The sequence below is a fragment of the Mesorhizobium huakuii genome (assembly GCF_030160235.1).
GTDB lineage: Bacteria > Pseudomonadota > Alphaproteobacteria > Rhizobiales > Rhizobiaceae > Mesorhizobium > Mesorhizobium huakuii.
Window position 1 is genome coordinate 479,084 of the sequence record NZ_BSNY01000047.1, and the last position, 20,222, is coordinate 499,305.

18 protein-coding genes are annotated in these 20,222 nt (G+C 64.3%); 9 read left to right on the top strand and 9 right to left on the bottom strand.

The window, feature by feature from the left end; all coding sequences use genetic code 11:
- The first annotated feature begins 31 nt into the window (after positions 1-31).
- The 6 genes from QQK95_RS24530 to QQK95_RS24555 all read left to right on the top strand — a co-directional run bounded on the left by QQK95_RS24530 (position 32) and on the right by QQK95_RS24555 (position 6,115).
- Positions 32-1,369, top strand: coding sequence for an ABC transporter substrate-binding protein (locus QQK95_RS24530; protein ID WP_095200853.1), 1,338 nt, complete (start codon positions 32-34; stop codon positions 1,367-1,369).
- 71 nt (positions 1,370-1,440) lie between these two features.
- Complete coding sequence (locus QQK95_RS24535) at positions 1,441-2,247, top strand: ABC transporter ATP-binding protein (RefSeq protein ID WP_284276964.1); 807 nt, start codon at positions 1,441-1,443, stop codon at positions 2,245-2,247.
- Positions 2,248-2,271: 24 nt separating this feature from the next.
- On the top strand, positions 2,272-3,519 hold the full coding sequence (locus tag QQK95_RS24540; protein ID WP_284276966.1) for an SfnB family sulfur acquisition oxidoreductase: 1,248 nt from the start codon (positions 2,272-2,274) through the stop codon (positions 3,517-3,519).
- 63 nt (positions 3,520-3,582) lie between these two features.
- Positions 3,583-4,143: an FMN reductase gene (gene msuE, locus QQK95_RS24545; RefSeq protein WP_284276967.1), complete on the top strand. Its 561-nt coding sequence runs from the start codon at positions 3,583-3,585 to the stop codon at positions 4,141-4,143.
- A gap of 120 nt (positions 4,144-4,263) precedes the next feature.
- Complete coding sequence (locus tag QQK95_RS24550; protein WP_202324854.1) at positions 4,264-4,749, top strand: hypothetical protein; 486 nt, start codon at positions 4,264-4,266, stop codon at positions 4,747-4,749.
- Between the two features lie 154 nt (positions 4,750-4,903).
- On the top strand, positions 4,904-6,115 hold the full coding sequence (locus QQK95_RS24555; protein WP_284276968.1) for an epoxide hydrolase family protein: 1,212 nt from the start codon (positions 4,904-4,906) through the stop codon (positions 6,113-6,115).
- A gap of 46 nt (positions 6,116-6,161) precedes the next feature.
- Here the strand turns inward: QQK95_RS24555 and QQK95_RS24560 are convergent, their stop codons facing one another.
- From QQK95_RS24560 to QQK95_RS24595, 8 genes are all read right to left on the bottom strand, one after another.
- Positions 6,162-6,377: a helix-turn-helix domain-containing protein gene (locus QQK95_RS24560; RefSeq protein WP_284276969.1), complete on the bottom strand. Its 216-nt coding sequence runs from the start codon at positions 6,375-6,377 to the stop codon at positions 6,162-6,164.
- Entirely contained in the window at positions 6,323-6,874 is a 552-nt protein-coding gene (locus QQK95_RS24565) for a hypothetical protein (RefSeq protein ID WP_284276970.1), read from the bottom strand. The genes QQK95_RS24560 and QQK95_RS24565 overlap by 55 nt, the downstream gene beginning before the upstream one ends.
- A gap of 129 nt (positions 6,875-7,003) precedes the next feature.
- Entirely contained in the window at positions 7,004-7,543 is a 540-nt protein-coding gene (locus tag QQK95_RS24570) for an aminomethyltransferase family protein (RefSeq protein WP_284276971.1), read from the bottom strand.
- Positions 7,536-10,421 (bottom strand): sarcosine oxidase subunit alpha family protein, encoded by a 2,886-nt coding sequence (locus QQK95_RS24575; protein WP_284276972.1) that lies wholly within the window; start codon positions 10,419-10,421, stop codon positions 7,536-7,538. Before QQK95_RS24575 ends, QQK95_RS24570 begins: the two co-directional genes overlap by 8 nt.
- The gene (locus tag QQK95_RS24580) at positions 10,418-10,684 is read right to left on the bottom strand and encodes a sarcosine oxidase subunit delta (RefSeq protein ID WP_284276973.1); all 267 of its coding nucleotides are present in this window, start codon (positions 10,682-10,684) and stop codon (positions 10,418-10,420) included. The genes QQK95_RS24575 and QQK95_RS24580 overlap by 4 nt, the downstream gene beginning before the upstream one ends.
- 10 nt (positions 10,685-10,694) lie before the next feature.
- Positions 10,695-11,948 carry a sarcosine oxidase subunit beta gene (locus QQK95_RS24585; RefSeq protein WP_284276974.1) on the bottom strand — a complete coding sequence of 418 codons (1,254 nt, stop codon included), beginning with the start codon at positions 11,946-11,948 and terminating at the stop codon, positions 10,695-10,697.
- Positions 11,949-12,029: 81 nt separating this feature from the next.
- A complete protein-coding gene (locus QQK95_RS24590; RefSeq protein ID WP_284276975.1) occupies positions 12,030-14,462 on the bottom strand; it encodes a GcvT family protein in 2,433 nt (810 codons plus the stop codon).
- 169 nt (positions 14,463-14,631) lie between these two features.
- The gene (locus tag QQK95_RS24595) at positions 14,632-15,291 is read right to left on the bottom strand and encodes a TetR/AcrR family transcriptional regulator (protein ID WP_064984434.1); all 660 of its coding nucleotides are present in this window, start codon (positions 15,289-15,291) and stop codon (positions 14,632-14,634) included.
- 240 nt (positions 15,292-15,531) lie between these two features.
- Here QQK95_RS24595 and QQK95_RS24600 point away from each other — a divergent pair, with 240 nt between their 5' ends.
- From QQK95_RS24600 to QQK95_RS24610, 3 genes are read left to right on the top strand one after another with little or no spacing between them, the layout of a single operon-like run.
- Positions 15,532-16,971: an aldehyde dehydrogenase family protein gene (locus QQK95_RS24600; RefSeq protein WP_284276976.1), complete on the top strand. Its 1,440-nt coding sequence runs from the start codon at positions 15,532-15,534 to the stop codon at positions 16,969-16,971.
- Positions 16,972-17,025: 54 nt separating this feature from the next.
- Positions 17,026-17,601 (top strand): DUF1349 domain-containing protein, encoded by a 576-nt coding sequence (locus QQK95_RS24605; protein WP_284276977.1) that lies wholly within the window; start codon positions 17,026-17,028, stop codon positions 17,599-17,601.
- Positions 17,602-17,659: 58 nt separating this feature from the next.
- Positions 17,660-18,658: a hypothetical protein gene (locus QQK95_RS24610; RefSeq protein ID WP_284276978.1), complete on the top strand. Its 999-nt coding sequence runs from the start codon at positions 17,660-17,662 to the stop codon at positions 18,656-18,658.
- Here QQK95_RS24610 and QQK95_RS24615 read toward each other — a convergent pair.
- Complete coding sequence (locus tag QQK95_RS24615; RefSeq protein ID WP_284276979.1) at positions 18,641-20,209, bottom strand: glycosyltransferase; 1,569 nt, start codon at positions 20,207-20,209, stop codon at positions 18,641-18,643. The genes QQK95_RS24610 and QQK95_RS24615 overlap by 18 nt on opposite strands.
- Between the last annotated feature and the right edge of the window lie 13 nt (positions 20,210-20,222).

Sequence of the window (20,222 nt, forward strand, 5' to 3'; positions counted from 1 at the left end):
CAAGACGGCCCATACCGGGAGTACCCTGACGATGACTTTCCTCAGTACCATCAAGGCGGCGGCGCTGTCCGCGGCGATGATCGTGTCGGTGGCTTTGCCCGCCGCCCACGCCGACGAACAATATTTCCCGCTGCAGAGCTATCGCGTCGGGCCTTACGCGGCCGGCGGCACCGGCTTCTTCGGCGGCTTCATCGACTATCTCAACCTCATCAACATCCGCGACGGCGGCGTCAACGGCGTCAAGTTGACCTGGGACGAATGCGAGACCCAATATGAGGTTGAGCGAGGCGTCGAATGCTATGAGCGGCAGAAGAGTCATGCCGGCGCCGCCGCCTGGAACCCGCTTTCGGTCGGCATCGCCTACGCCATGATCGACCGCATCACCGCCGACAAGGTGCCGCTGATCACGGTCAACCACGGCCGCACCGATTCCACCGATGGCCGTGTCTTCCCCTATGTCTTCCCGCTGCTGCTCAACCCCTACAGCGAAACGTCGGGCATCGTGAACTACATCGCCGCCAAGGAAGGCGGCATCGACAAGCTCAAGGGCAAGAAGATCGTCGTGCTCTATCACGGCTCGCCCTACGGCAAGGAGACCATCCCGATCTATGAACTGCTGGCGCAGAAATACGGCTTCACCGTGCAGCAGATCGAAGTGCCGCATCCCGGCAACGAGCAGCAGTCGCAGTGGCTTACCATCCGTCGCGCCAAGCCGGACTTCGTCGTGCTGCGCGGCTGGGGCGTGATGAACCCGGTGGCGCTGAAGACGGCGGTCAAGGTCGGCTATCCCGTCGACCACATCGTCGGCAATGTCTGGTCGAATTCGGAAGAGGACGTCATCCCGGCCGGCGACGCCGCCAAGGGCTACACCGCCATCACCACCCAGGCCTCCGGCAACACCTATCCGGTGGTGCAGGAGATCGTGAAGACGGTCTACGGCGCCGGCAAGGGCAACCTTGAAGACAAGTCGCGCATCGGCTCGGTCTACCACAATCTCGGCATCGTCAACGGCATCCTCAATGTCGAGGCGATCCGTGTCGCGCAGGAGAAGTTCGGCCACCGCACGCTGACCGGCGACGAAGTCCGCTGGGGCTTCGAACACCTCAAGCTCGATCCCGCCAAGGTCGAGGCGCTCGGCGCCAAGGACCTGTTTCACTCCATCAATGTCAGCTGGGACAATCACGAGGGCGAGGGCTACGTGACCTTCCAGCAATGGGACGGCAAGAAGTGGAATGTCGTCTCCGACTGGATCGCGCCGGACTGGGCGCTGCTGCGGCCAATCATCGAGAAGTCGGCCGAAGCCTATGCCGCCGAGAAGGGCATCAAGCTGCGCACCGCCGATGATGCCAACGCCGTGACCACCAACTGAACAGTCAACGCCGGGCGCCACGGAACGCGGCGCCCGGTCCTTACGGTTCTCGAACCGCGGAAGAAGAGCCCATGCCGGACAATGACGTCATCCTTGCGGTGGACACGATCCATGCCACCTACAACCACGCCATCACGGCGCTGCATGGCGTCAGCTTCGAGATCCGGCGCGGCGAGATCCTGGCGCTGCTCGGCGCCAACGGCGCCGGCAAGACCACCACGCTGAAAGCAGTCTCCAACCTCCTGCCGGCCGAGCGCGGCCAGATCAACGCCGGCACCATCCGCTATGACGGCGCCGATGTGTCGCGCCGCAAGCCCGGCGATCTCGTACGCGCAGGCCTGGTGCCGGTGCTGGAAGGCCGTCACTGCTTCAAGAGCCTCACCGTCGAGGAAAACCTGATCGCCGGCGGCATCGGCCGCAGCGGCCGCCGCGCCGAGATCAATCAGGATCTGGAGCGGATCTACGCCTATTTTCCTCGGCTAAGGGAAAAGCGCCGGACATTGTCCGGCCTGACCTCGGGCGGCGAACAGCAGATGACCGCGATCGGCCGGGCGCTGATGTCGCGGCCGCGCCTGCTGGTGCTCGACGAACCGTCGATGGGGCTCGCCCCGCTCATCGTCCAGGACATCTTTCAGACGCTGAGGAAACTGAACCGCGAGACCGGCCTGTCGATCCTGGTCGCCGAGCAGAACTCGGCCGTTGCGCTGCGCCATGCCGACCACGCCACGGTGCTCGAAAACGGCGTCTCCGTCCTCGCCGGCGCGGCCGCCGATCTTCGCCAGCGCGAGGATGTACGCGCCTTCTATCTCGGTCAATCGACCGCCGGCCAACAACCATCGCCGGCTGGCAAGCCAACCCATCTCCATGCCGTCGCCTGAAACGAAATTCGAAGGAGCAGCAACATGACCGTCTCGACCGTCAAGACAGACCAAGCTTCCGCCGCCGTGCCGCCGGTCGCAAGGCCATCGGCGCCGGCCCACATCATCCGGGATGACGCCGAAGCGATCGCGGTCGCCCGCGCGCTCGCCGCCGAATTCATCAAGGACTCCTCCAGGCGCGACCGCGAGCGGATCTGGCCGGTCGCCGAACTCGACGCCTTCTCGCAGAGCGGCCTGTGGTCGATCAACGTGCCCAAGGCATTCGGCGGGCCGGAAGTGTCCTACGCGACGCTGGCCAAGGTGATCGAGATCATCTCGGCGGCGGATTCCTCGATCGGTCAGATCGCACAGAACCATCTCGGCGTCGTCGCCGCCATCCGCACCGTTTCCGACGCGGACCAGCAGAAGCTGCTGTTCGCCGAGGTTCTGAAAGGCACGCGGTTCGGCAACGCCTTCTCCGAGTTCGGTTCCAAGCGCGCCGCCGACTTCGAGACCCGTTTCACCGATGCCGGCGACCATGTCGTCGTCAATGGCCGCAAATTCTATTCGTCCGGCGCGCTGCTTGCCCATCTGGTGCCGATCGTGGCGCTCGATGACGAGGGCCGCGCCTGGTATGCGATCGCCGACCGTGGCGCGCCGGGCCTGACCGTCATCGACGACTGGTCGAGCTTCGGCCAGCGCACGACTTTGTCCGGCACCGTCATCATCGACAACGTCAAGGTGCCGAAGACGCATCTCGTGCCCGGCTATAAGGGCTATGACAGACCGACCGCCGACGGCGCCATCTTCCAGATCATCCAGGTGGCGGTCGACACCGGCATCGCCCAGGCAGCGATCGACGAGACGGTTCACTTCGTCCGGACCAGGAGCCGCGCCTGGATCGACAGCGGCGTCGACAATGCCTGGGACGATCCCTACACCATACAGGCGATCGGCGACCTGACGCTGCGCCTGCACGCGGCGCAGGCGCTGCTGGAAAAGGCCGGCCTTGCGATCGACAAGGCGGTGGCCGAGCCGACGGCCGAGACGGTGGCGCACGCGCAGATCGTCACCGCTGAGGCCAAAATCCTGTCGACCGAGATCGCGATTGCCGCCACCAACAAGCTGTTCGAACTGGCGGGTACGCGCTCGACGCTGGCCGAGCACAATCTCGACAGGCATTGGCGCAATGCCCGCACCCACACGCTGCACGATCCGGTACGCTGGAAATACTCGATCCTCGGCAAATATTTCCTCAATGGCGAAAATCCGCCGCTGCACGCCTGGAGCTGATTTCCCATCGGCGGGCCGGGTGGCCCGCCACTTCAAACTTCGACATCCAAGAGGCCCACTGCCATGTCAAACCCCACAGTCGTCGGCTTTTCCGGCAACATCACCCGGCCGTCAAAGACACGCGCCTTCGTCGATCTCGTCACCAGGGACATCGCCGCCCGCCATGGCTTGTCGGCTGTTACCTACGATATCGAGGATGTCGGCCCATCGCTGGGCACGGCAAGATGGGCGCGCGACCTCGACAGCCAGGCGCAGCCGATCCTGGCTCAAATCCTCGCGGCCGATGTGCTGGTGGTCGGTTCGCCGACCTACAAGGGCAGCTATACCGGCCTGTTCAAGCACTTCTTCGACCTGATCGATCCCTCGGCGTTGCGGGGCAAGCCCATCGTGCTGACCGCGACCGGCGGCGGCGAGCGCCATGCCTTGATCGTCGAGCATCAGCTGCGGCCGCTGTTCGGCTTCTTCGAGGCCTTCGCCTTGCCGACCGCCGTCTACGCCACCGACAAGGATTTCATCGAAGGCGTTCTGCGCTCCGAGGCGATCCTGAAGCGCGCAGCGCAGGCGGTGGACGAGGTCGGCTTCGTGCTCGCCAACCGCTCGGCAGGCAGGGTCGCCGCCGAATAGCGGCCCGACGGCAGCGGATTTTCACCGATCGGAATCGGCACCGGTGGTGCCCTCGCTTACGTGCAATTTACGACCGCCCGCTACAAAGTTCCCGTCTGATTCGTCCGGGACAGGAACACAATGAGCAAAGCCCTCACGACCTTCGCACTCGTCGCCGTGCTGACCGCATTGCTCATGGCGCTGAGCCTTGCGGTGGCCCGGCATGGTTACCCCTATGGCGCGATCGGCGTCAGGCGGCTCGACGGCATCGCCGATGCCGGGACCTTCATTCCGCTCGCTGCCGTCTTTTTCTTCAGCGCGCTGTTGATGATGATCCTGCCGATCCGCGCGGCCAGCATCGTGCTGACCCATGCCGCCGACGCGATCTTCTGGACGGTGATCGTGCTGTTTGCCACCATCGTCGGCGGCCTTCTCGCCCGATGGGCCTTCGGTCAGGGCAGCGCTCTTATGGCATTGCTGAACTGGCGGTTCCTGTTTGCCGTGGCTGTCGTCGGTTGCCACTTCGTCATGAACGAACTGCGCCGCAACGTGCTGTTGCGCAGCCTGTTTTTCGTGATCTTCGCCGCCGCGACGCTCGCCTGCCTGTTCTGGTCGTTCACCCTCTAGAAAGCGGAAATAGTCGTTCCCGTGTCGGGCTGCCGGGACGCTGCACCGCTTGTCGTCGTGCATCCCGCACGCCGCCATTTGCGCAAATTTACAATCCGTGCAGCCGCCGTTCCCATAGTCTGGCTCCATCGAAAAGGAACAAGGAGCTGCGAGGATGCACCGCCGCGAATCTGCCAAAAGCCTCGTCGCGGCGGCTCTTCTCGGCGGTCTCGCCGATCGCAGCGCCGTCTCACAGGAGAATACGACAATGGCCAAGCCGACGCCGTTCAAGATTGCCATTTCCGATGACCAGCTCGCCGATCTCAAGGCCCGCCTGAGCCACACACGCTGGCCGGATGAGCCCGCCGGAGCCGGATGGATGACTGGCACAAACCTCGACTACATGAAGAAGCTGACCGACCACTGGCTCCATGACTATGATTGGCGGAAGGCCGAAGCGGGCCTGAACGCATTGCCGAACTACAAGGTTGATATCGAGGGGGTCGACCTGCATTTCGTCCATCAGCCGTCGAGAAAGAAGGGCGCGACGGCGATCCTCCTGCTGCATGGGTGGCCGGACAGTTTCTACCGCTATCACAAGGTCGTGGACGCGCTGGCGGAGGAATTTCACGTCGTCGTGCCGTCCATTCCGGGAACCGGCTTCTCCGGCAGAACGGCTGTCCCGGCCGACAAGGTGGCCGACATTCTTGCTCACCTCATGAATGACGTCCTGGGTTACGGCAGCTTCATCGTGGCTGGCGGCGATCTGGGGTCGGTGATCGCCATGTCGCTGGCGCAGCGTCACCCGGACAAGCTTATCGGCTCCCATCTGACCGATGTTGGCTACCCGGACCAGACCACGGATTTTGGCTCCCTCAGCGGGCCGGAGCAAGGTTATGCCGGGGCGATCCAGCAATGGTTCTTCATGCATGGCGCCTTCAATCTGGCCCAGGCGACAAAGCCGCAGAGCCTTGCCTTCGCCATGAACGACTCACCGGTCGGACTTGCCGCATGGATCATGAGCTTCATGGCCGGGATGGGGGTCGGCGATGAGGCTGATGCCCGATTTGGCCGCGACGAGCTTTTGACCAACATCATGATCTACTGGCTGACGGAAACGGCGGCATCCTCCTTCCGCATTTACAATCAAAACGCGATGCAGCCGCCGACCATCAAGGGAAAGAACACGGGGGTGCCGGTGGCGGTGGCGACTGAAGCGCCGATCCCGGGCGGCGTTCGTTTGCCGCGTGAATGGGCGGACCGCCAGACCTCGGGAAATGTCGTGCAATTTCACGATATGGAAAAGGCGGGCCATTTCGCCGCGTGGGAAGATCCCGCATTCTATGTCGAAGACATCAAGCAATTCGCCGCGCTTGTCACGAAATAAGCGCTGCCGCGAAACTCTGATGCCGGGCGAAAACGCTCGCCCGGCATCAGATCTTGTGGACTGCATCGAGGTTTGAGGGCAGGGAACCCATGATCTTCTTTATGGATTTGATCATGTGCGGTTGATCCGTATAGCCAAGATCGAAAGCCACGGCCGCGGCACTATCGCCGGCTTTCAAGCGCCGAACCGCTTCCTGCGCGCGGCGGATCAACTGGAAATCCTTCTGCGTAATACCGGTGGTGTTCTTGAAATGCTGCTGCACCGAGCGTTTGGAGGCGGCCTTGGCTTTTCGGTAAAGGCCCTGGCCACGACGTCGTCGGACGCAAGCAGCCTTGCCGCGATCATTTCATCGACAAGAACTTCGGCGTTCAGGAATGTCGGTAGCGGCAGCTTCACGCCATCCAATGAAAATTCGTCTTCCTCCACATCCAGGAAACGGACCGCCGCGCCGGTTCGCACCTCTTTGTCATGTGCAAGATAGACATGGGCGGCAAATGAGATGACAACCGAGTGCTCACCCTCGACATATGGCACGTCGACAGGCTCGGTCGCCTGACCGCTCAAGAACACCACGGAAATCCCGTCCGGCGCGACGCTGCGGAGCAGATCCCACGAGCCGTCCGGTGTGGCTTTGTAAATTCCGTCGCTCAAACACACAGTTTGCCAGACCGTATCGATCCAGGGGTGGGGGGATGACCGGCTCGTATGCTTTTGGACCATGATCGGCAATTGCTCCGGCAAACTGCGAATTCGATTCATGAATGGAGATTACACAGTCGAATCCTTGCGCGACGGCGTCCAGCCCTTGCAAGCGATTTGCGCAAGATGCGCCCTCGCCGACCCGGGGGCGGCAGTCAACCACGGGATGTCCGGCGCTGTCTTGGCCGGCTAATTCCGGGATCCGGCGGCGATGTTGGCGGCGGCCGTTTCCATCCATGTCCAGAGATAGGCGGCGAGGCCACGATCGACATGGATGCGCAAGCCGCTCTGATGGCGGTACACGATGGCGCTGATGCCGGCGAAGGAGAGCGTTGCACTGGCGCTTGGCTGCCTGGGGTCGAGCGTCGTCCCGCGTGCGACGAAAGCATCAAGTACCGGGCCATCGACCTCGAACACCTGCAATCCGGCGCTGATTTCCGTCACGGCGAATTCCTGGCTGAACCACCCGGTGGCCATGCCGACGGGGGTGGTGGAGACGGCAAGCAGGCGGTCGCGCGCGAGGCGGACCGAATAGCGTATGCCTTCCGCCAGGCCGAATGCCCCGACGGCCGGCCCATCGAAGCCGGAAGCCCCGGCCCATGCCGCGAGGTCGCCGCTGACCAGGCGTTGGTGCAGCCCGGTAACGGCGCCTATCTTGAGCCCCGGCACTTCGATCGTGGCGTTGCGCCAGTCCGGCGCGACGGACCATTTTTCCGCGAGATCACGCATGGAGCCGCTCTCCTGCCGGGTCGAAGGCGCAAGGCGCGGTAATCATTGCCGTCCTGACTTTGCCGAGATGCTGGATTTCGATCGTCTCACCGTGGCGCGCCGCGCCGCGCTCGATCAGGCCGAGCGCGATCGGCCGGCCAAGCGTCGGGCTGTGGTAGCTCGAAGTGACAAAACCCTGGCTGTGCAGCCTGTCGCCCTCTCGCTTGATGCCATGCGCGCCGGTTGGCAGCGGCGCTTCGCCAGACGGCACCGTCAGCCCGACAAGCTGCAGGCGGTCGCCGCGCGAGGCCTCCTCGGTGAACAGCGATCGGCGGCCGACATATTCGGTCTGGCGTTTGACGCGGGGCCCTTCGCTGCCGAGGTCGTGCGGCAGCGTGGTGCCGTCCGTGTCCTTGCCGATGACGATGAAGCCTTTCTCGGCGCGCAGGATCATCAGCGCTTCGAGGCCGATGACGACGGCATCGAATGCCTGCCCGACCTGGCGCAAATGCGCCCACAAGGGCTCGGCGCGATCGGCGCGGATCGAAATCTCGTAGCTCCTGTCGCCGGTGAAGCTGACGCGGGCGATGCGGACAGCGTCGCCGCCATAGAAGCCATGGCCGATCGCCATATGCGGCAGATCGGCATCGTCGAGCGAGAGGCCAAGATCGACTGTTTCGAGCAGCTTGTGGGCGTTCGGTCCGGAGACGGTCAGCGTCGCCATCTCAGATGTGGCATTGTGGATATAGACAGCGTCACGGCCAAAACGGTCCTGGCGCCATTCCTCCAGCCGGGCGTGCACCGCCGCGACATGCGAGGACGAGCAGGAGACGACGAAGCGATGCTCGTCCAGCCGCACCAGCACGCCGTCGTCGAAGACCACGCCATTCTCCGACAGCATGAAGCCGTAGCGGCAGCGGCCGGGCTTCAGCGTCGACATGGTGTTGTAGTAGAGGAAATCGACGAATTCGGCTGCCTTGGGACCGATCACCTCGATCTTGCCCAGCGTCGAACCGTCGAACAGCGCGACCGACCGGCGCGCGCGCAACGCCTCGTCCTGGATGGCGCGATCCGCATCGACGCCACGGCCGCCATAATGGGCCGGACGCAGCCAGCCGCCATATTCCTGGAAGACCGCGCCGCTCTCGCGATGCACGCTCTCCAGCGGCAGCCGGCGCACCGGCGCCATCAATTCACCGGCGCGCGCGCCGGCAAAGCTTGCCAGCGGCACCGGCGTGAAGGGCGGACGGTAGGTTGTGGTTCCGACTTCCGGCACGGCGCGTCCGGTAATCCCTGCCATCAGCGCCAGGCCGGGCAGGTTGGAGGTCTTGCCCTGGTCGGTCGCCATGCCGAGCGTCGTGTAGCGCTTCAGATGCTCGACCGAGACGAAGTTCTCGCGCGCCGCCAGCTCGACGTCCTTCACCGTCACGTCGTTCTGGTAGTCGATCCAGATGCGCCCTTTCGAGCCGGGCACCGGCCACGCTGCGACTATGCCGCCAGTCGCCTCCGGTCCCGTGCTGAGCGGTAGGGCGGCCTTCGTTTTGCCGTGCGAGGCAACGGCCTTCTCCGAACTGGCGAACACCTCCGACAACGAGACCGAACCTGCTGCCGCACCGGCGACTGAAATGCCATCGACGGGATCGCCCGGCAGGAACGCGGCGCGGGCCTCGCTCCAGGCGAGCTTGCCTTTGGCCTGGCCGAACAGATGGATTGTCGGCGTCCAGCCGCCCGAGACCAGCACGCAGTCGGCGTCGAGTCTGGTGCCGTCATCCAGCGTCACGCCCTCGACGCGCAGCCTGCCCTTGGCGGCGGCAAGCGCGCGCCCTTTGACCAGCCGCGCCTTGGCCGTCGCATTGGGCATGCCGTCACGCCTGATGTCGACCAGCGTCGCGTCGGCGCCAGCCTCGGCCAACGCTGCCGCGACCCCGTAAGCGCTGTCATTGTTGGTCGCGACGACAACGCGCCGGCCGACGAGAACCGCATGGCGCCTGAGATAGGCGAGTGCCGCATCCGCCGACAGGATGCCCGGCAGGTCGTTGTTGGCGAAGGGCAGTGGCCGCTCGATGGCACCGGTCGCCAGCACGATATGACGCGGCCGGACCCGCCACAGCGTGTCGCGCCGGCCATCGAAATGACGCTGGTTCAGCCCGACCAGATTGTGGTCGTAAATACCAAAGGCGGTGGTCGCGGGCAGGATCAGGTGGCCGCCGGCGGTAAGCTCCGCAACCGTCTCCTCGATCCACATGGAAGCGGGCTTGCCGCCGATCTCGCAGGCGCGATGGCCGAGCGATCCGCCCGGTTTGTGCTGGTCGTCGACCAGCGTGACGCAGAGGCCCGCGCCGGCAGCCAGCCTGGCCGCCGCCAGTCCGGCCGGCCCGGCGCCGACCACCAGCACGTCGCAATAATGGTTGATCTGGTCCGCCGTGCCCGGCGAGGTCCAGTGGGTGTCGACCTTGCCCAGCCCGGCCATGGCGCGGATGCGCGGCTCGAACATGTGCCAGTCCGGCCACATGAAGGTCTTGTAGTAGAACGCCGCCGGAATGAAGCGCGAGAAGCGGTCGAGGAAGGCGTTGCGGTCGGCCTGCGCGTTTGGCGTGGCATTGACGCTTTTCGCCACCAGCCCGTCGCGTGCCGGTTCCGTCGTGGCCCGCGTGTTCGGCGTCGCCTGCGGTCCGCCGATATCGACCAGTGCGTTCGGCTCCTCGACGCCGGCGCCCCAGATGCCGCGCGGCCGGTGGTATTTGAAGCTGCGGCCGACGATCGCGACATCGTTGGCGAGCAGTGCCGAGGCAATGGTGTCGCCGGCAAAACCGCCAACGCTTGCGCCGTCGAAGCTGAAACGGATCGGCCGCGAGCGGTCGATGGCGCTGCCGCCCGTGGCAAGACGCGAGGCGGTCATGCCGCGTGCTCCCCGCCAAACGCGGTCGACGACAGTACCTTGTGCGTAACGGTATCACGCTCCATCACGAAGAACTCGCCGCAGCTCGTGTGAACCCAGATTTCGCGCGCCGTGCCCTTCGGGTTGCCGCGCAGATAGAGATATCCGGCCCAGCGCTCGATGGGCACCTCGGCGCCATCCGGCCTGGCGTTGCCGGCATCGCCGCCATAGTGGAATTCGGTCTCGTCGCGCGGGCCGCAGAACGGGCAAGGAAAGAGCTGCATCAAGAAACCTCTAATGCGCGATGCCGGAGCCGGCCGCTTCGTCGATCAGCCGTCCGCTGGCGAAGCGATCGAGATCAAAGGGACGGCTGATGTCGTTGTGCTTGCCGGTCGCCAGCAGGTTCGCCAGCAGCGTCCCGCCGGCGGGAATGGCCTTGAAGCCACCCGTGCCCCAGCCGCAATTGAGGAACAGGTTGGGTAATGGTGATTCACCGATGATCGGCGAGGAGTCCGGCACGACGTCGACGATGCCGGCCCACTGCCGCATCAGCTTCAGCTGGCCGAAGATCGGGAACATTTCCAGCAGGCCGGCGATGACGGTTTCCAGCGTCGGCAGATTGCCGCGCTGCGCATAGGAGGGGACGCGGTCGAGCCCGCCGCCGATGACGATCTCGCCCTTGTCCGACTGGCTGACATAGACGCCGCAGCCTGGCGACAGCACCACCGTGTCGAGGATCGGCTTCACCGGCTCGGAGACGCAGGCCTGCAGCGCATAGGAATTGATCGGCAGCCTGAAGCCGGCCTTGGCCGCCAGCACCGAGGAGTGGCCGGCCACCGCCATGCCGATGCGCTCCGCGCGGATCGTGCCGCGCGTCGTCTGGACGCCGCGGCAGCGGCCGCCCTCTATGATGAAATCGGTGATCTCGCAGTTCTGGATGATGTCGACACCAAGCCGGCTCGCCGCCCGTGCATAGCCCCAGGCGACCGCGTCATGGCGCGCCGTGCCGGCCCTGCCTTGCCAGATGCCGCCGAAGACGGGGAAACGCGCATCCGGGGAGAAATTATAGATCGGCGCCACGCGCCGCACATCTTCGGGCGAAAACAGCTCCGCATCGATGCCGTTGATCTGCATGGCGTTGACGGTGCGCGCGCCGATCTCCATTTCGGCGGTCGAGTGGCAGAGATTGACCATGCCGCGCTGCGACAGCATGACGTTGTAGTTCAGGTCCTTCGACAGGCCTTCATAGAGCCGGTGCGCCAGCCCGTAGAGCTCGACGCTTTCCGGATAGTAGTAGTTGGAGCGCACCACGGTGGTGTTGCGGCCGGTGTTGCCGCCGCCGATCCAGCCCTTTTCCAGCACCGCGACCCGGGTGATGCCGTGATTCTTGGCCAGGTAGTAGGCCGTCGCGAGCCCATGGCCGCCGCCGCCGATGACGATCGCGTCGTAGGACGGCTTCGGCTCGGGCGAGCGCCATGCCTGCTTCCAGCCGGTCTGGCCGGCCAGACCCTCCTTGAACAGCGACAGGGCGGAATAGCGTCTGGTCATGGTGTGCCGGAGGCGCCTGATTTCAGGCAAGGAGCTTGGATCATGGCAGGATCTTCCGCAGGATGGCAGCGGTTCGTTCGGTCATGCCCGCATCGCTTTGCCCAGTGGATCGTAGGGCGACGAAGCGATGACGCGCGCACTTCTTTCGACGCCGACGATATGGGTTGTCAACTCCGTATCGATGCCCGCCGCACCGCGATCGACAAGCGCCATGGCAAGGCTCTTGCCGATCGTATGGCCATAGCCGCCGGAGGTGACGAAGCCGGCAAGCTTGCCTCTGTTCCAGACCGGTTCGTAGCCGCTGGCGTCGGCATCCCCGGCGTCGATTTCGAGCGTCACCAGCGTGCGCCCGGCGCCGGTCTTCTGCTCTTTGAGCGCGGCTTCACGGCCGGTGAAGTCACCCTTTTCGAAAGCGATCCAGCGGTCCATGCCGGTTTCGGCAGGCGTATAGTCCTGGGTGAACTCGCGCGACCAGATGCCAAGACTCTTTTCGAGCCGCAGCGCGTTCACAGCGCCGAAGCCGTATTCGGTCACGCCGAGGTCGCTGCCTGCCGCCAGCAGCGCGCGGCGCAGCCCGGCATGCTCATTGGCCTGGCAATGGATCTCGTAGCCGAGCTCGCCGATGACCGAGAGCCGCCCGACCTTGGCCCGCACCAGGCCGACATCGAGCGTCTTGCAGGCGAGGAAGCCGAAGGCTTCGTGCGAGACATCCTGGTGCGTCAGCCGCTCGAGCAGCCGTCGCGCGTTGGGGCCGGCGAGCGAAAAGCCGACGACGGCGTCCGAAATGTCGCGCACGGTGACGCCGTCGCCGAGGTGCTGCTCGAACCAGCGCATATGCCATTGACGCAGATAATAGGACCCCATGATCCACCAGGAGCCGTCGCCCCAGTTGAAGACGGTGAGGTCGCCCTTGAGCTTGCCGTTTTCGCCCAGCATCGGCGCGAGTTTGGCGCGGCCGGGCTTGGGCAGAGCGCAGGCGAGCAGCTGGTCGAGCCACGTCTTCGCTCGCGGTCCTGAGATCTCGTAGCGCGAGAAAGCGGTGATATCGAGCAGGCCAACCCCTTCGCGCACCTTGCGGCATTCCTGGCCGACGATATCGAAGGTGTTGGAGCGCTTCAGCGTTGGTGTCTCGACGAAGCCCTGCGGGGCGAAATAGAGCGGCACTTCCATGCCCCAGGAATTGCCCCAGCGCGCGCCGGCGGCCTCCATGGCGTCATGCGCGCCGGCCGTCTTCAACGGCCGTCCCGCCGGCAATTGCTCGTTGGGATAGCTCATGACGAAACGGCGCGAATAGAACTGCCCGGTCGTCTGCTTGATGTATTCGCGGTTGGAGGCGAAGTCGCCGTAGCGGGCGATGTCCATGCCGAAGACGTCGGCTTCCGGCTCGCCATGGATCATCCACTCGGCGAGCGACTTGCCGACGCCGCCGCCTTGCAGGAAGCCGGCCATGACGCCGCAGGCCACCCAATAATTGGGAACGCCGCGCACCGGGCCGACCAGCGGATTGCCGTCGGGCGAGAAGGTGAAGGCGCCATTCACCCAGCGCTTGATGCCGGCCGTCTCCAGGCAGGGATAGCGGCTGAAGCCGAGCGCCAGTTCGTTGGCGATACGGTCGGTATCCTCCTGGATCAGCTCGATGCCGTAGTTCCACGGCGCGCCGTCCATGTTCCAGTGCTTGTGGTTGATTTCGTAGATCCCGAGCAGCAGGCCTTTCTGCTCCTGGCGCATATAGGTGAAGCCTTCGAGGTCGACGATCAGCGGCAATTCCCGGTCGAGCGCCTGGATCTCGGGCAGCGCCTCGGTGACGAGGTAGTGATGCTCCATCGGAGAAACCGGCAGGTCGATGCCGGCCATCCGGCCGACCTGCTTGGCCCACAATCCGCCGGCATTGACGACGTGCTCGGCAATGACAGTGCCTTTCTCGGCAATGACAGTGCCTTTCTCGGTGACCACGTCCCAGCTGCCGTCGGCGCGGCGGTTCAGCTCCAGCACACGGTTGTGCTCGATGATCTCGGCGCCGCGCTTCCTTGCCGCCTTGGCGTAGGCATGGACGACGCCCGAGGGGTCGATATGGCCCTCGCGCGCCGCGTAGAGGCCGCCCAGCATGCCGTCGGTGTTGAGGATCGGGCAGCGTTGCCGGATTTCTTCGACGCCGACCAGATGGACATCGTCGATGCCCATGGTCTGGAAGATGCGGTAGGAGGCCTTCAACCATTCCCAGCGTTCCGGCGCCGACGCGACCGAGATGCCGCCGGTCATATGCATGCCGATGTTCTGACCCGACTCTTTCTCGACCTCCGACAACAGGTCGATCGTATAGGCCTGCAGCGCGGCGATGTTGGGATCGGCGTTCAGCGCATGGAAACCGCCGGCCGCGTGCCAGCTCGACCCGGCGGTCAACACCTCGCGTTCGATCAGCGCGACATCGCTCCAGCCGAACTTCGCCAGGTGGTAGAGCACCGAAGTCCCAACCACGCCGCCGCCGATTACGATCGCCCTGTATTGGGATTTCATCTTGCCGCACTCCATCGGGTTATGGCGGCGCAACCTAGCGGCATTGTACACATGTGTCTAGCACGTTGCTAGGTTGGCCCGGAGCAGGCTGGCGTGCTGGCTATGGGGGTGGATGCCCTACGGACCGCGTCCAGAAAACTGCCACGTCAAGTCGGCCGGTGACTACCGTCTACCGTTTTCCGGAAAGCGTCTTCTCGACGTATCGCGCGAAGTCCTCGACATCTTCTGCCGGAGGCTCCTGGCCGGTGAAGCTGCGCAGGTAGGAGGCGACGTGCGTGAGACGGGTGCTCATCGGCTCGTTGAGCTCAAGTGAGTAGTAGCCGATCTGCATGAAATAGAGGACGCGAGCGCGCACGAATGCGTCCTCTTCCTCATAGCCATGACGCTTGAACATGTCGCGTATGGCATTGACGCGCTCTTCGTCGGCCTCGTCCAGCGCGCGCCGGATGGCGGGTGAGCGCCGGGCCCAGGCCCTGATCGCGAAGTCCAGCCGGGGATCGAACAGCCTTTCGTCCACCCAGCATTCGAAGATGCTCATCACGCCGCGGATGACGGTCGCGGAAGGTCGCGAAGCGCGCTCGACGATAAATCTTGTATTGGTCTGCCGCCAATAGTCCAGCAACTGGTCGAGCAGATCCTGTCGGCTTTTGAAATACCAGTAGAAGCTGGACCGCGAGACATCGAGCTGCTGGCCAAGCGTCAGCACCCGGACGCGCTCGACGCCGTCCGAGATCAGCGTTTCAAGCGCCAGCTTCAGCCAGTCTTCACGCGTGGCCTTGATGTTGCCGGTGGCGCCGGCGCGCTGGATCGTCGTTTCGAGTGCTGCCATCTGTACGACGCATGACACGCCGCATCAGCCAAATCAAGGCTATGGACATAGGCGTGCAGGGCAATTCGCCTGGTCGGGAATAGCGCTCTGCGGATACCGGCTGGGCTGACTGCAACGGCTGACCCGGGGACTTTTGTCGCGGCTGTTCGACCAGTGCGTGCTTTCCCACAAGGCATTTGTCTGGCAAATACCAGTTCACACAGATGCCGCCGCGCGGCCAACCAGCAGGAAAGACCAGATATGGCACAGTTTCGAAAGAACCTCATCGATGGCGAATGGGTCGGCGATGCCGGCTCCCGCAACATCAACCCATCGGATACCGGCGACGTCGTCGGCGAATATGCCTCGGCGGGGATCGAACAGGCCAAGCAGGCAATCGCGGCGGCCAAGGCCGCGTTTCCCTCATGGTCCCGCTCCGGTCCATTGGCCCGCCACGCGGTGCTGAAAAAGGCGTCCGACGAGATCATGGCGCGCAAGGACGAGATCGGCCGCAATCTCGCGCGTGAGGAAGGCAAGACGCTGGCCGAAGGCATTGGCGAGACCATCCGCGCCGCCCAGATATTCGATTTCTTTGCCGGCGAAACATTGCGCCTGACCGGAGAGATGGTGCCGAGCGTGCGGCCGGGCGTCGGCGTCGAGATCACCCGCGAGGCTGTCGGCGTGGTCGGCATCATCACGCCGTGGAATTTCCCCATCGCCATCCCGGCCTGGAAGATCGCGCCGGCGCTCGCCCATGGCAACACCATTGTCTTCAAGCCGGCCGAGCTGGTTCCGGAGAGCGCCTGGTCCATCGTCGACATCCTGCACCGCGCCGGCCTGCCCAAGGGCGTGCTCAACCTGGTCATGGGCAAGGGCTCGGTCGTCGGCCAGGCGATGCTTGACAGCCCCGACATCAATGCCATCACCTTCACCGGCTCGGTCGGCACGGGAAAACGCGTCGCCGCCGCAAGCATCGAGCACATGCGCAAGTTTCAGCTCGAAATGGGCGGCAAGAACCCGCTGGTCGTACTCGACGACGCCGATCTTGCGGTCGCCGTCGATTGCGCGCTCAACGGCGCCTTCTTCTCGACCGGCCAGCGCTGCACCGCCTCGTCCAGGCTGATCGTGACCGAAGGTATCCATGACCGTTTCGTCGATGCGCTCAAGGAGCGGATGAGCAAGCTGGTGATTGGCGATGCGCTCGATGCGCAGACCCAGATCGGCCCGGTCGTCGACGCGACCCAATTGAAGCAGGACGAGGATTATATCGCCATCGGCGTCAGGGAAGGCGCCACGCTCGCCTTCGGCGGCGAACGGCTCGACCGCAAGACGCCCGGCTTCTATCTCAGCCCGGCCCTGCTGACCGAAGCCACCAATGCCATGCGCAGCTCGCGCGAGGAGATTTTCGGCCCGGTCGCCAGCGTCATCCGCGTCAAGGATTATGACGAGGCGCTTGCCGTCGCCAACGACACGCCTTTCGGGCTCACCTCGGGCATCTGCACCACGAGCCTCAAGCATGCCACGCATTTCAAGCGCAATTCGGAAGCCGGCATGGTGATGGTCAACCTGCCGACGGCGGGCGTCGATTTCCATGTTCCCTTCGGCGGCCGCAAGGGCTCGAGCTATGGCCCGCGCGAACAGGGCCGCTACGCCATGGAGTTCTACACCACGGTGAAGACCGCCTATACATTCGCAGGCTGATCGGGCGCCGGCCTGCCAGGCCGGCGAACCTTCACCGGGAATCGGCATGAGGCGATGACATTGCAGGATCTGACCTGGCTCAACCCGCCGCCGCATCACGCCATCGACGGCGATGCGGTGCGCGTGCGCACCGGCAAGGAGACCGATTTCTGGCGCGAGACCTTCTACGGTTTCTGGCGTGACAACGGCCATTTCCTGCATCGGCCGGTCGAGGGCGATTTCACCGCCGAAGTCACCGTCAAGGGCGACTACAAGGTGCTCTATGACCAGGCCGGACTGATGGTCCGGCTCAGCGAAACGCACTGGATCAAGGCCGGCATCGAATACACCGACGGCCTTGCCTATTTCTCCGTCGTCGTCACCAACGACACATCGGACTGGTCGCTGGTCGCCATTCATGCCGGTCCGAACGGCGTCAGCATCCGCCTGACCCGCCACGGCGAGGCGATCCGCGTCCAGTATCTCGACGCTTCGGACGGTCACTGGAAGCCGGTGCGGCTCGCCTATTTCCCGATCTCGAAGACCGTCGATGTCGGCATGATGTGCTGTTCGCCGCAGCGCGAGGGCTTCGAGGTCACATTCTCCGGATTTTCGGTCGGCCCGCCGATTTCACGGGAACTCCACGACTGACGTTCCGGCCGGGACCGGGACATTGCGGCCGCGATGGTGTCTGGGCTAAGCGTTGCCGATGGGCATGTCGCGTTGGCGGGCAAAACTCAAAAAGGCGGTCCGTTCCGGGGCGCTGAGATTTCTCGGCGTTCCTCCCGTGCTGTGGTCGCAAGGCATCGCTCACTTCTGCGATTTCGCCGGACCCGATTGGTATCGCAACGCGCCGACCGAATCGACGCAGAGCGAGGCCTTCTTCCGCGACCATTACAGTGGCGCGCACGGCATCGTCTGGGTGCGGCTGAGCACATTGGCCAGGGACCGGCGAAACTGCGACCTCGATACGTTCGCCCGGGTCGTCTTGCCGACCATCAAGGCTCCCTTCATCCTGCTGACGACCGACGGCGATGCCTCGGTGCCGTCGGACCTGGCGCAGGACACGGTCGGGCGGCTTCTCGCCAACCCCTATCTGGTGTCCTGGTACAGCCAGAACTGCGATGGCGTTCATCTCCGGATCAAACCGTTTCCGATCGGGCTGGACCTCCATACGCCACGCTCGCTTGCGACGCCCGCCGGCCTGGTGCGGCAACTGCAAACCTTGCGCTACCGGCAAGGCAGCGCGGATCGCCGTCAGCCCAGGATATTCTGCGATTTCAGCGTCAGCAGCGGCTCGAGCGAGCGTCGGGAATTGCTTGAGGCCCTGGACGGATGCCCGCATGTCGACTTCCTGAAAAGACGTGTTTCGCAGCGCGGCATCTGGCAGCTGTATTCGCAATATCCGCTCGTGCTTTCGACCACGGGAAACGGCCTCGACTGTCACCGCACATGGGAGCTGCTCTATCTCGGCTGTATCGTGGTGACCAAGACCTCGCCGCTCGACCCTCTCTACGAGGGCCTGCCGGTCATCATTGTCGACGATTGGCACGAGGTCAGGGATCCGGAAGCACCACAGCGCTGGATCGGCAAAGTCGCGCATCTGACGGAGCGGGAATATCTGTGGCGACGTCTGAGGCCACAGGCCTATCTGGAGCCCCTCAGGCAGGAACTTCGGCAGGCCGCCGCTTCACCAGGGAACGTGTAGGATCTCCAGCTTCGGCAGACCAACCGGCCGGATGCCGAGGTCGTTGGCGAGCACCCCAAAGGCTTCGGTCTCGATCAGGTCGCGGTAGGGAATTTCGGGGAAACGAAGGCCGCCGCGATGCAGGGCGGCATCGACCAGAAGCATGGTCCCGCCGACCGCGTCGAGGCCGATGATGTCGAGATGCCTGACATCGCTCAGGTGATAGCGGTATGGCGTCTGCTTGGGAGGCTGGTGCAGACCGCCGCGTATCTCTCGGTAATAGCGATAATCCCTGGTCTGCCGTCGGATAATGAAATTGTTCAGGTCGAAGCTGCTGCCGCCGGCGATCTTGACGCAGTTGGGCACCGCGATGCGATGTCCGGTGGCGATCAGCCTGTTCACCACATCGCCGGGAAAGCGCCAGACGTCTACATCGATCCATAGCGCCCAGTCGTCGTCTTCCTTCAGCCCGTGATCGATGAGGTAATTTCGCACCTTGGCAATGGCGCCGCGCCTCACGCGTTGCGTCCCAGGCTTTGCCCGTTTTGCCCTGTCGAGCCTGGTGCCGACCTGTCTTTGCAGAAGCACAATGTCGCGATATTTGCCGGCCAGTCCCGCCGTCGCGGCCTGCAGCCGTTCCCAGCTGCCATCCAGGCTGTCGCCTTCGCAGAAGACCAGCTTGATCCTGTCCTTGGGATAGTCGAGCCCGTCCAGCGCATCGAGGAAGGGCTGGATGAGGTCGGCGGCGTCGCGAAGCGGCACCAGAACAGCGATGTTCTGGCCCGAAGGCGGCGGCGCCGCCAGGACAGCCTTGTCGACGCCGGCTTTGGCCACGGCCTCCTCCAGATACGTCCCGCGCGTCAGCTGGTACCGAAGCCGATAGGCCCGGTTGCGCAGCCTGGTCGTCCATTTCGGTGGCGGCTCCGGGATCCACCATGTGCCGGCCCAGTGATGGATCGACAGCGCTGCCGTGCCGCCGCCGCCCTCCGTGCTTCCGGCCGATGTCACCGGCGCGAACAGGCCGGAAGGGTGAATGGCAAAGGCTTCCTGATCGCCGTAGCCGCGCTGGGCGGAGGTCAAAAGGCAGGGACCGGTCGCGTCGAGCACGTCCTTGGCGCCAGCGAGTCCTGGCATCATCGACAACAGATGCATCCAGAACGGATGCCTGGGCGGGCTCGCGATCGTCCCGTTGAACAGAAGATGGGGCAGGCCCCGGAAATCCGCCTGGACGGCCGCATGCGACGCCGGCTCCTTGCACAGCACGATCCGGGTCTCGTCCATGATCGGATCGAACGGTGCGAGGCATTCGCAGTCGATGTCGGCATAAACCCCGCCAAAATGATGCAGCAGCATGTAGCGGGCCGCATCCGACCGCTGCACGCCGTTCGTGTAACCGCAGAACATCGAGAGGAAATCAGGGTAGTGCTCGGCCACGAATTCGAGCAGCATGCGGTCGCTCCAGAACATCACCGCCCAGTGCGGATTGTGCCGCTTCCAGCTGTCGGCATATGCCTGGAAGCGCGCGGGAACGCTGTCGGTCTTCCATGTCTGGTGCAGGATCGGCGGGATCATCGGCGCCTCACAG

Excerpts from the sequence above, each read along its gene's own strand:
- QQK95_RS24530 (WP_095200853.1), top strand. The coding sequence starts at position 32 with ATGACTTTCCTCAGTACCATCAAGGCGGCGGCGCTGTCCGCGGCGATG.
- QQK95_RS24535 (WP_284276964.1), top strand. The coding sequence starts at position 1,441 with ATGCCGGACAATGACGTCATCCTTGCGGTGGACACGATCCATGCCACC.
- QQK95_RS24540 (WP_284276966.1), top strand. The coding sequence starts at position 2,272 with ATGACCGTCTCGACCGTCAAGACAGACCAAGCTTCCGCCGCCGTGCCG.
- msuE (WP_284276967.1), top strand. The coding sequence starts at position 3,583 with ATGTCAAACCCCACAGTCGTCGGCTTTTCCGGCAACATCACCCGGCCG.
- QQK95_RS24550 (WP_202324854.1), top strand. The coding sequence starts at position 4,264 with ATGAGCAAAGCCCTCACGACCTTCGCACTCGTCGCCGTGCTGACCGCA.
- QQK95_RS24555 (WP_284276968.1), top strand. The coding sequence starts at position 4,904 with ATGCACCGCCGCGAATCTGCCAAAAGCCTCGTCGCGGCGGCTCTTCTC.
- QQK95_RS24565 (WP_284276970.1), bottom strand. The coding sequence starts at position 6,874 with ATGAATCGAATTCGCAGTTTGCCGGAGCAATTGCCGATCATGGTCCAA.
- QQK95_RS24570 (WP_284276971.1), bottom strand. The coding sequence starts at position 7,543 with ATGCGTGATCTCGCGGAAAAATGGTCCGTCGCGCCGGACTGGCGCAAC.
- QQK95_RS24575 (WP_284276972.1), bottom strand. The coding sequence starts at position 10,421 with ATGACCGCCTCGCGTCTTGCCACGGGCGGCAGCGCCATCGACCGCTCG.
- QQK95_RS24580 (WP_284276973.1), bottom strand. The coding sequence starts at position 10,684 with ATGCAGCTCTTTCCTTGCCCGTTCTGCGGCCCGCGCGACGAGACCGAA.
- QQK95_RS24585 (WP_284276974.1), bottom strand. The coding sequence starts at position 11,948 with ATGACCAGACGCTATTCCGCCCTGTCGCTGTTCAAGGAGGGTCTGGCC.
- QQK95_RS24590 (WP_284276975.1), bottom strand. The coding sequence starts at position 14,462 with ATGAAATCCCAATACAGGGCGATCGTAATCGGCGGCGGCGTGGTTGGG.
- QQK95_RS24595 (WP_064984434.1), bottom strand. The coding sequence starts at position 15,291 with ATGGCAGCACTCGAAACGACGATCCAGCGCGCCGGCGCCACCGGCAAC.
- QQK95_RS24600 (WP_284276976.1), top strand. The coding sequence starts at position 15,532 with ATGGCACAGTTTCGAAAGAACCTCATCGATGGCGAATGGGTCGGCGAT.
- QQK95_RS24605 (WP_284276977.1), top strand. The coding sequence starts at position 17,026 with ATGACATTGCAGGATCTGACCTGGCTCAACCCGCCGCCGCATCACGCC.
- QQK95_RS24610 (WP_284276978.1), top strand. The coding sequence starts at position 17,660 with ATGGGCATGTCGCGTTGGCGGGCAAAACTCAAAAAGGCGGTCCGTTCC.
- QQK95_RS24615 (WP_284276979.1), bottom strand. The coding sequence starts at position 20,209 with ATGATCCCGCCGATCCTGCACCAGACATGGAAGACCGACAGCGTTCCC.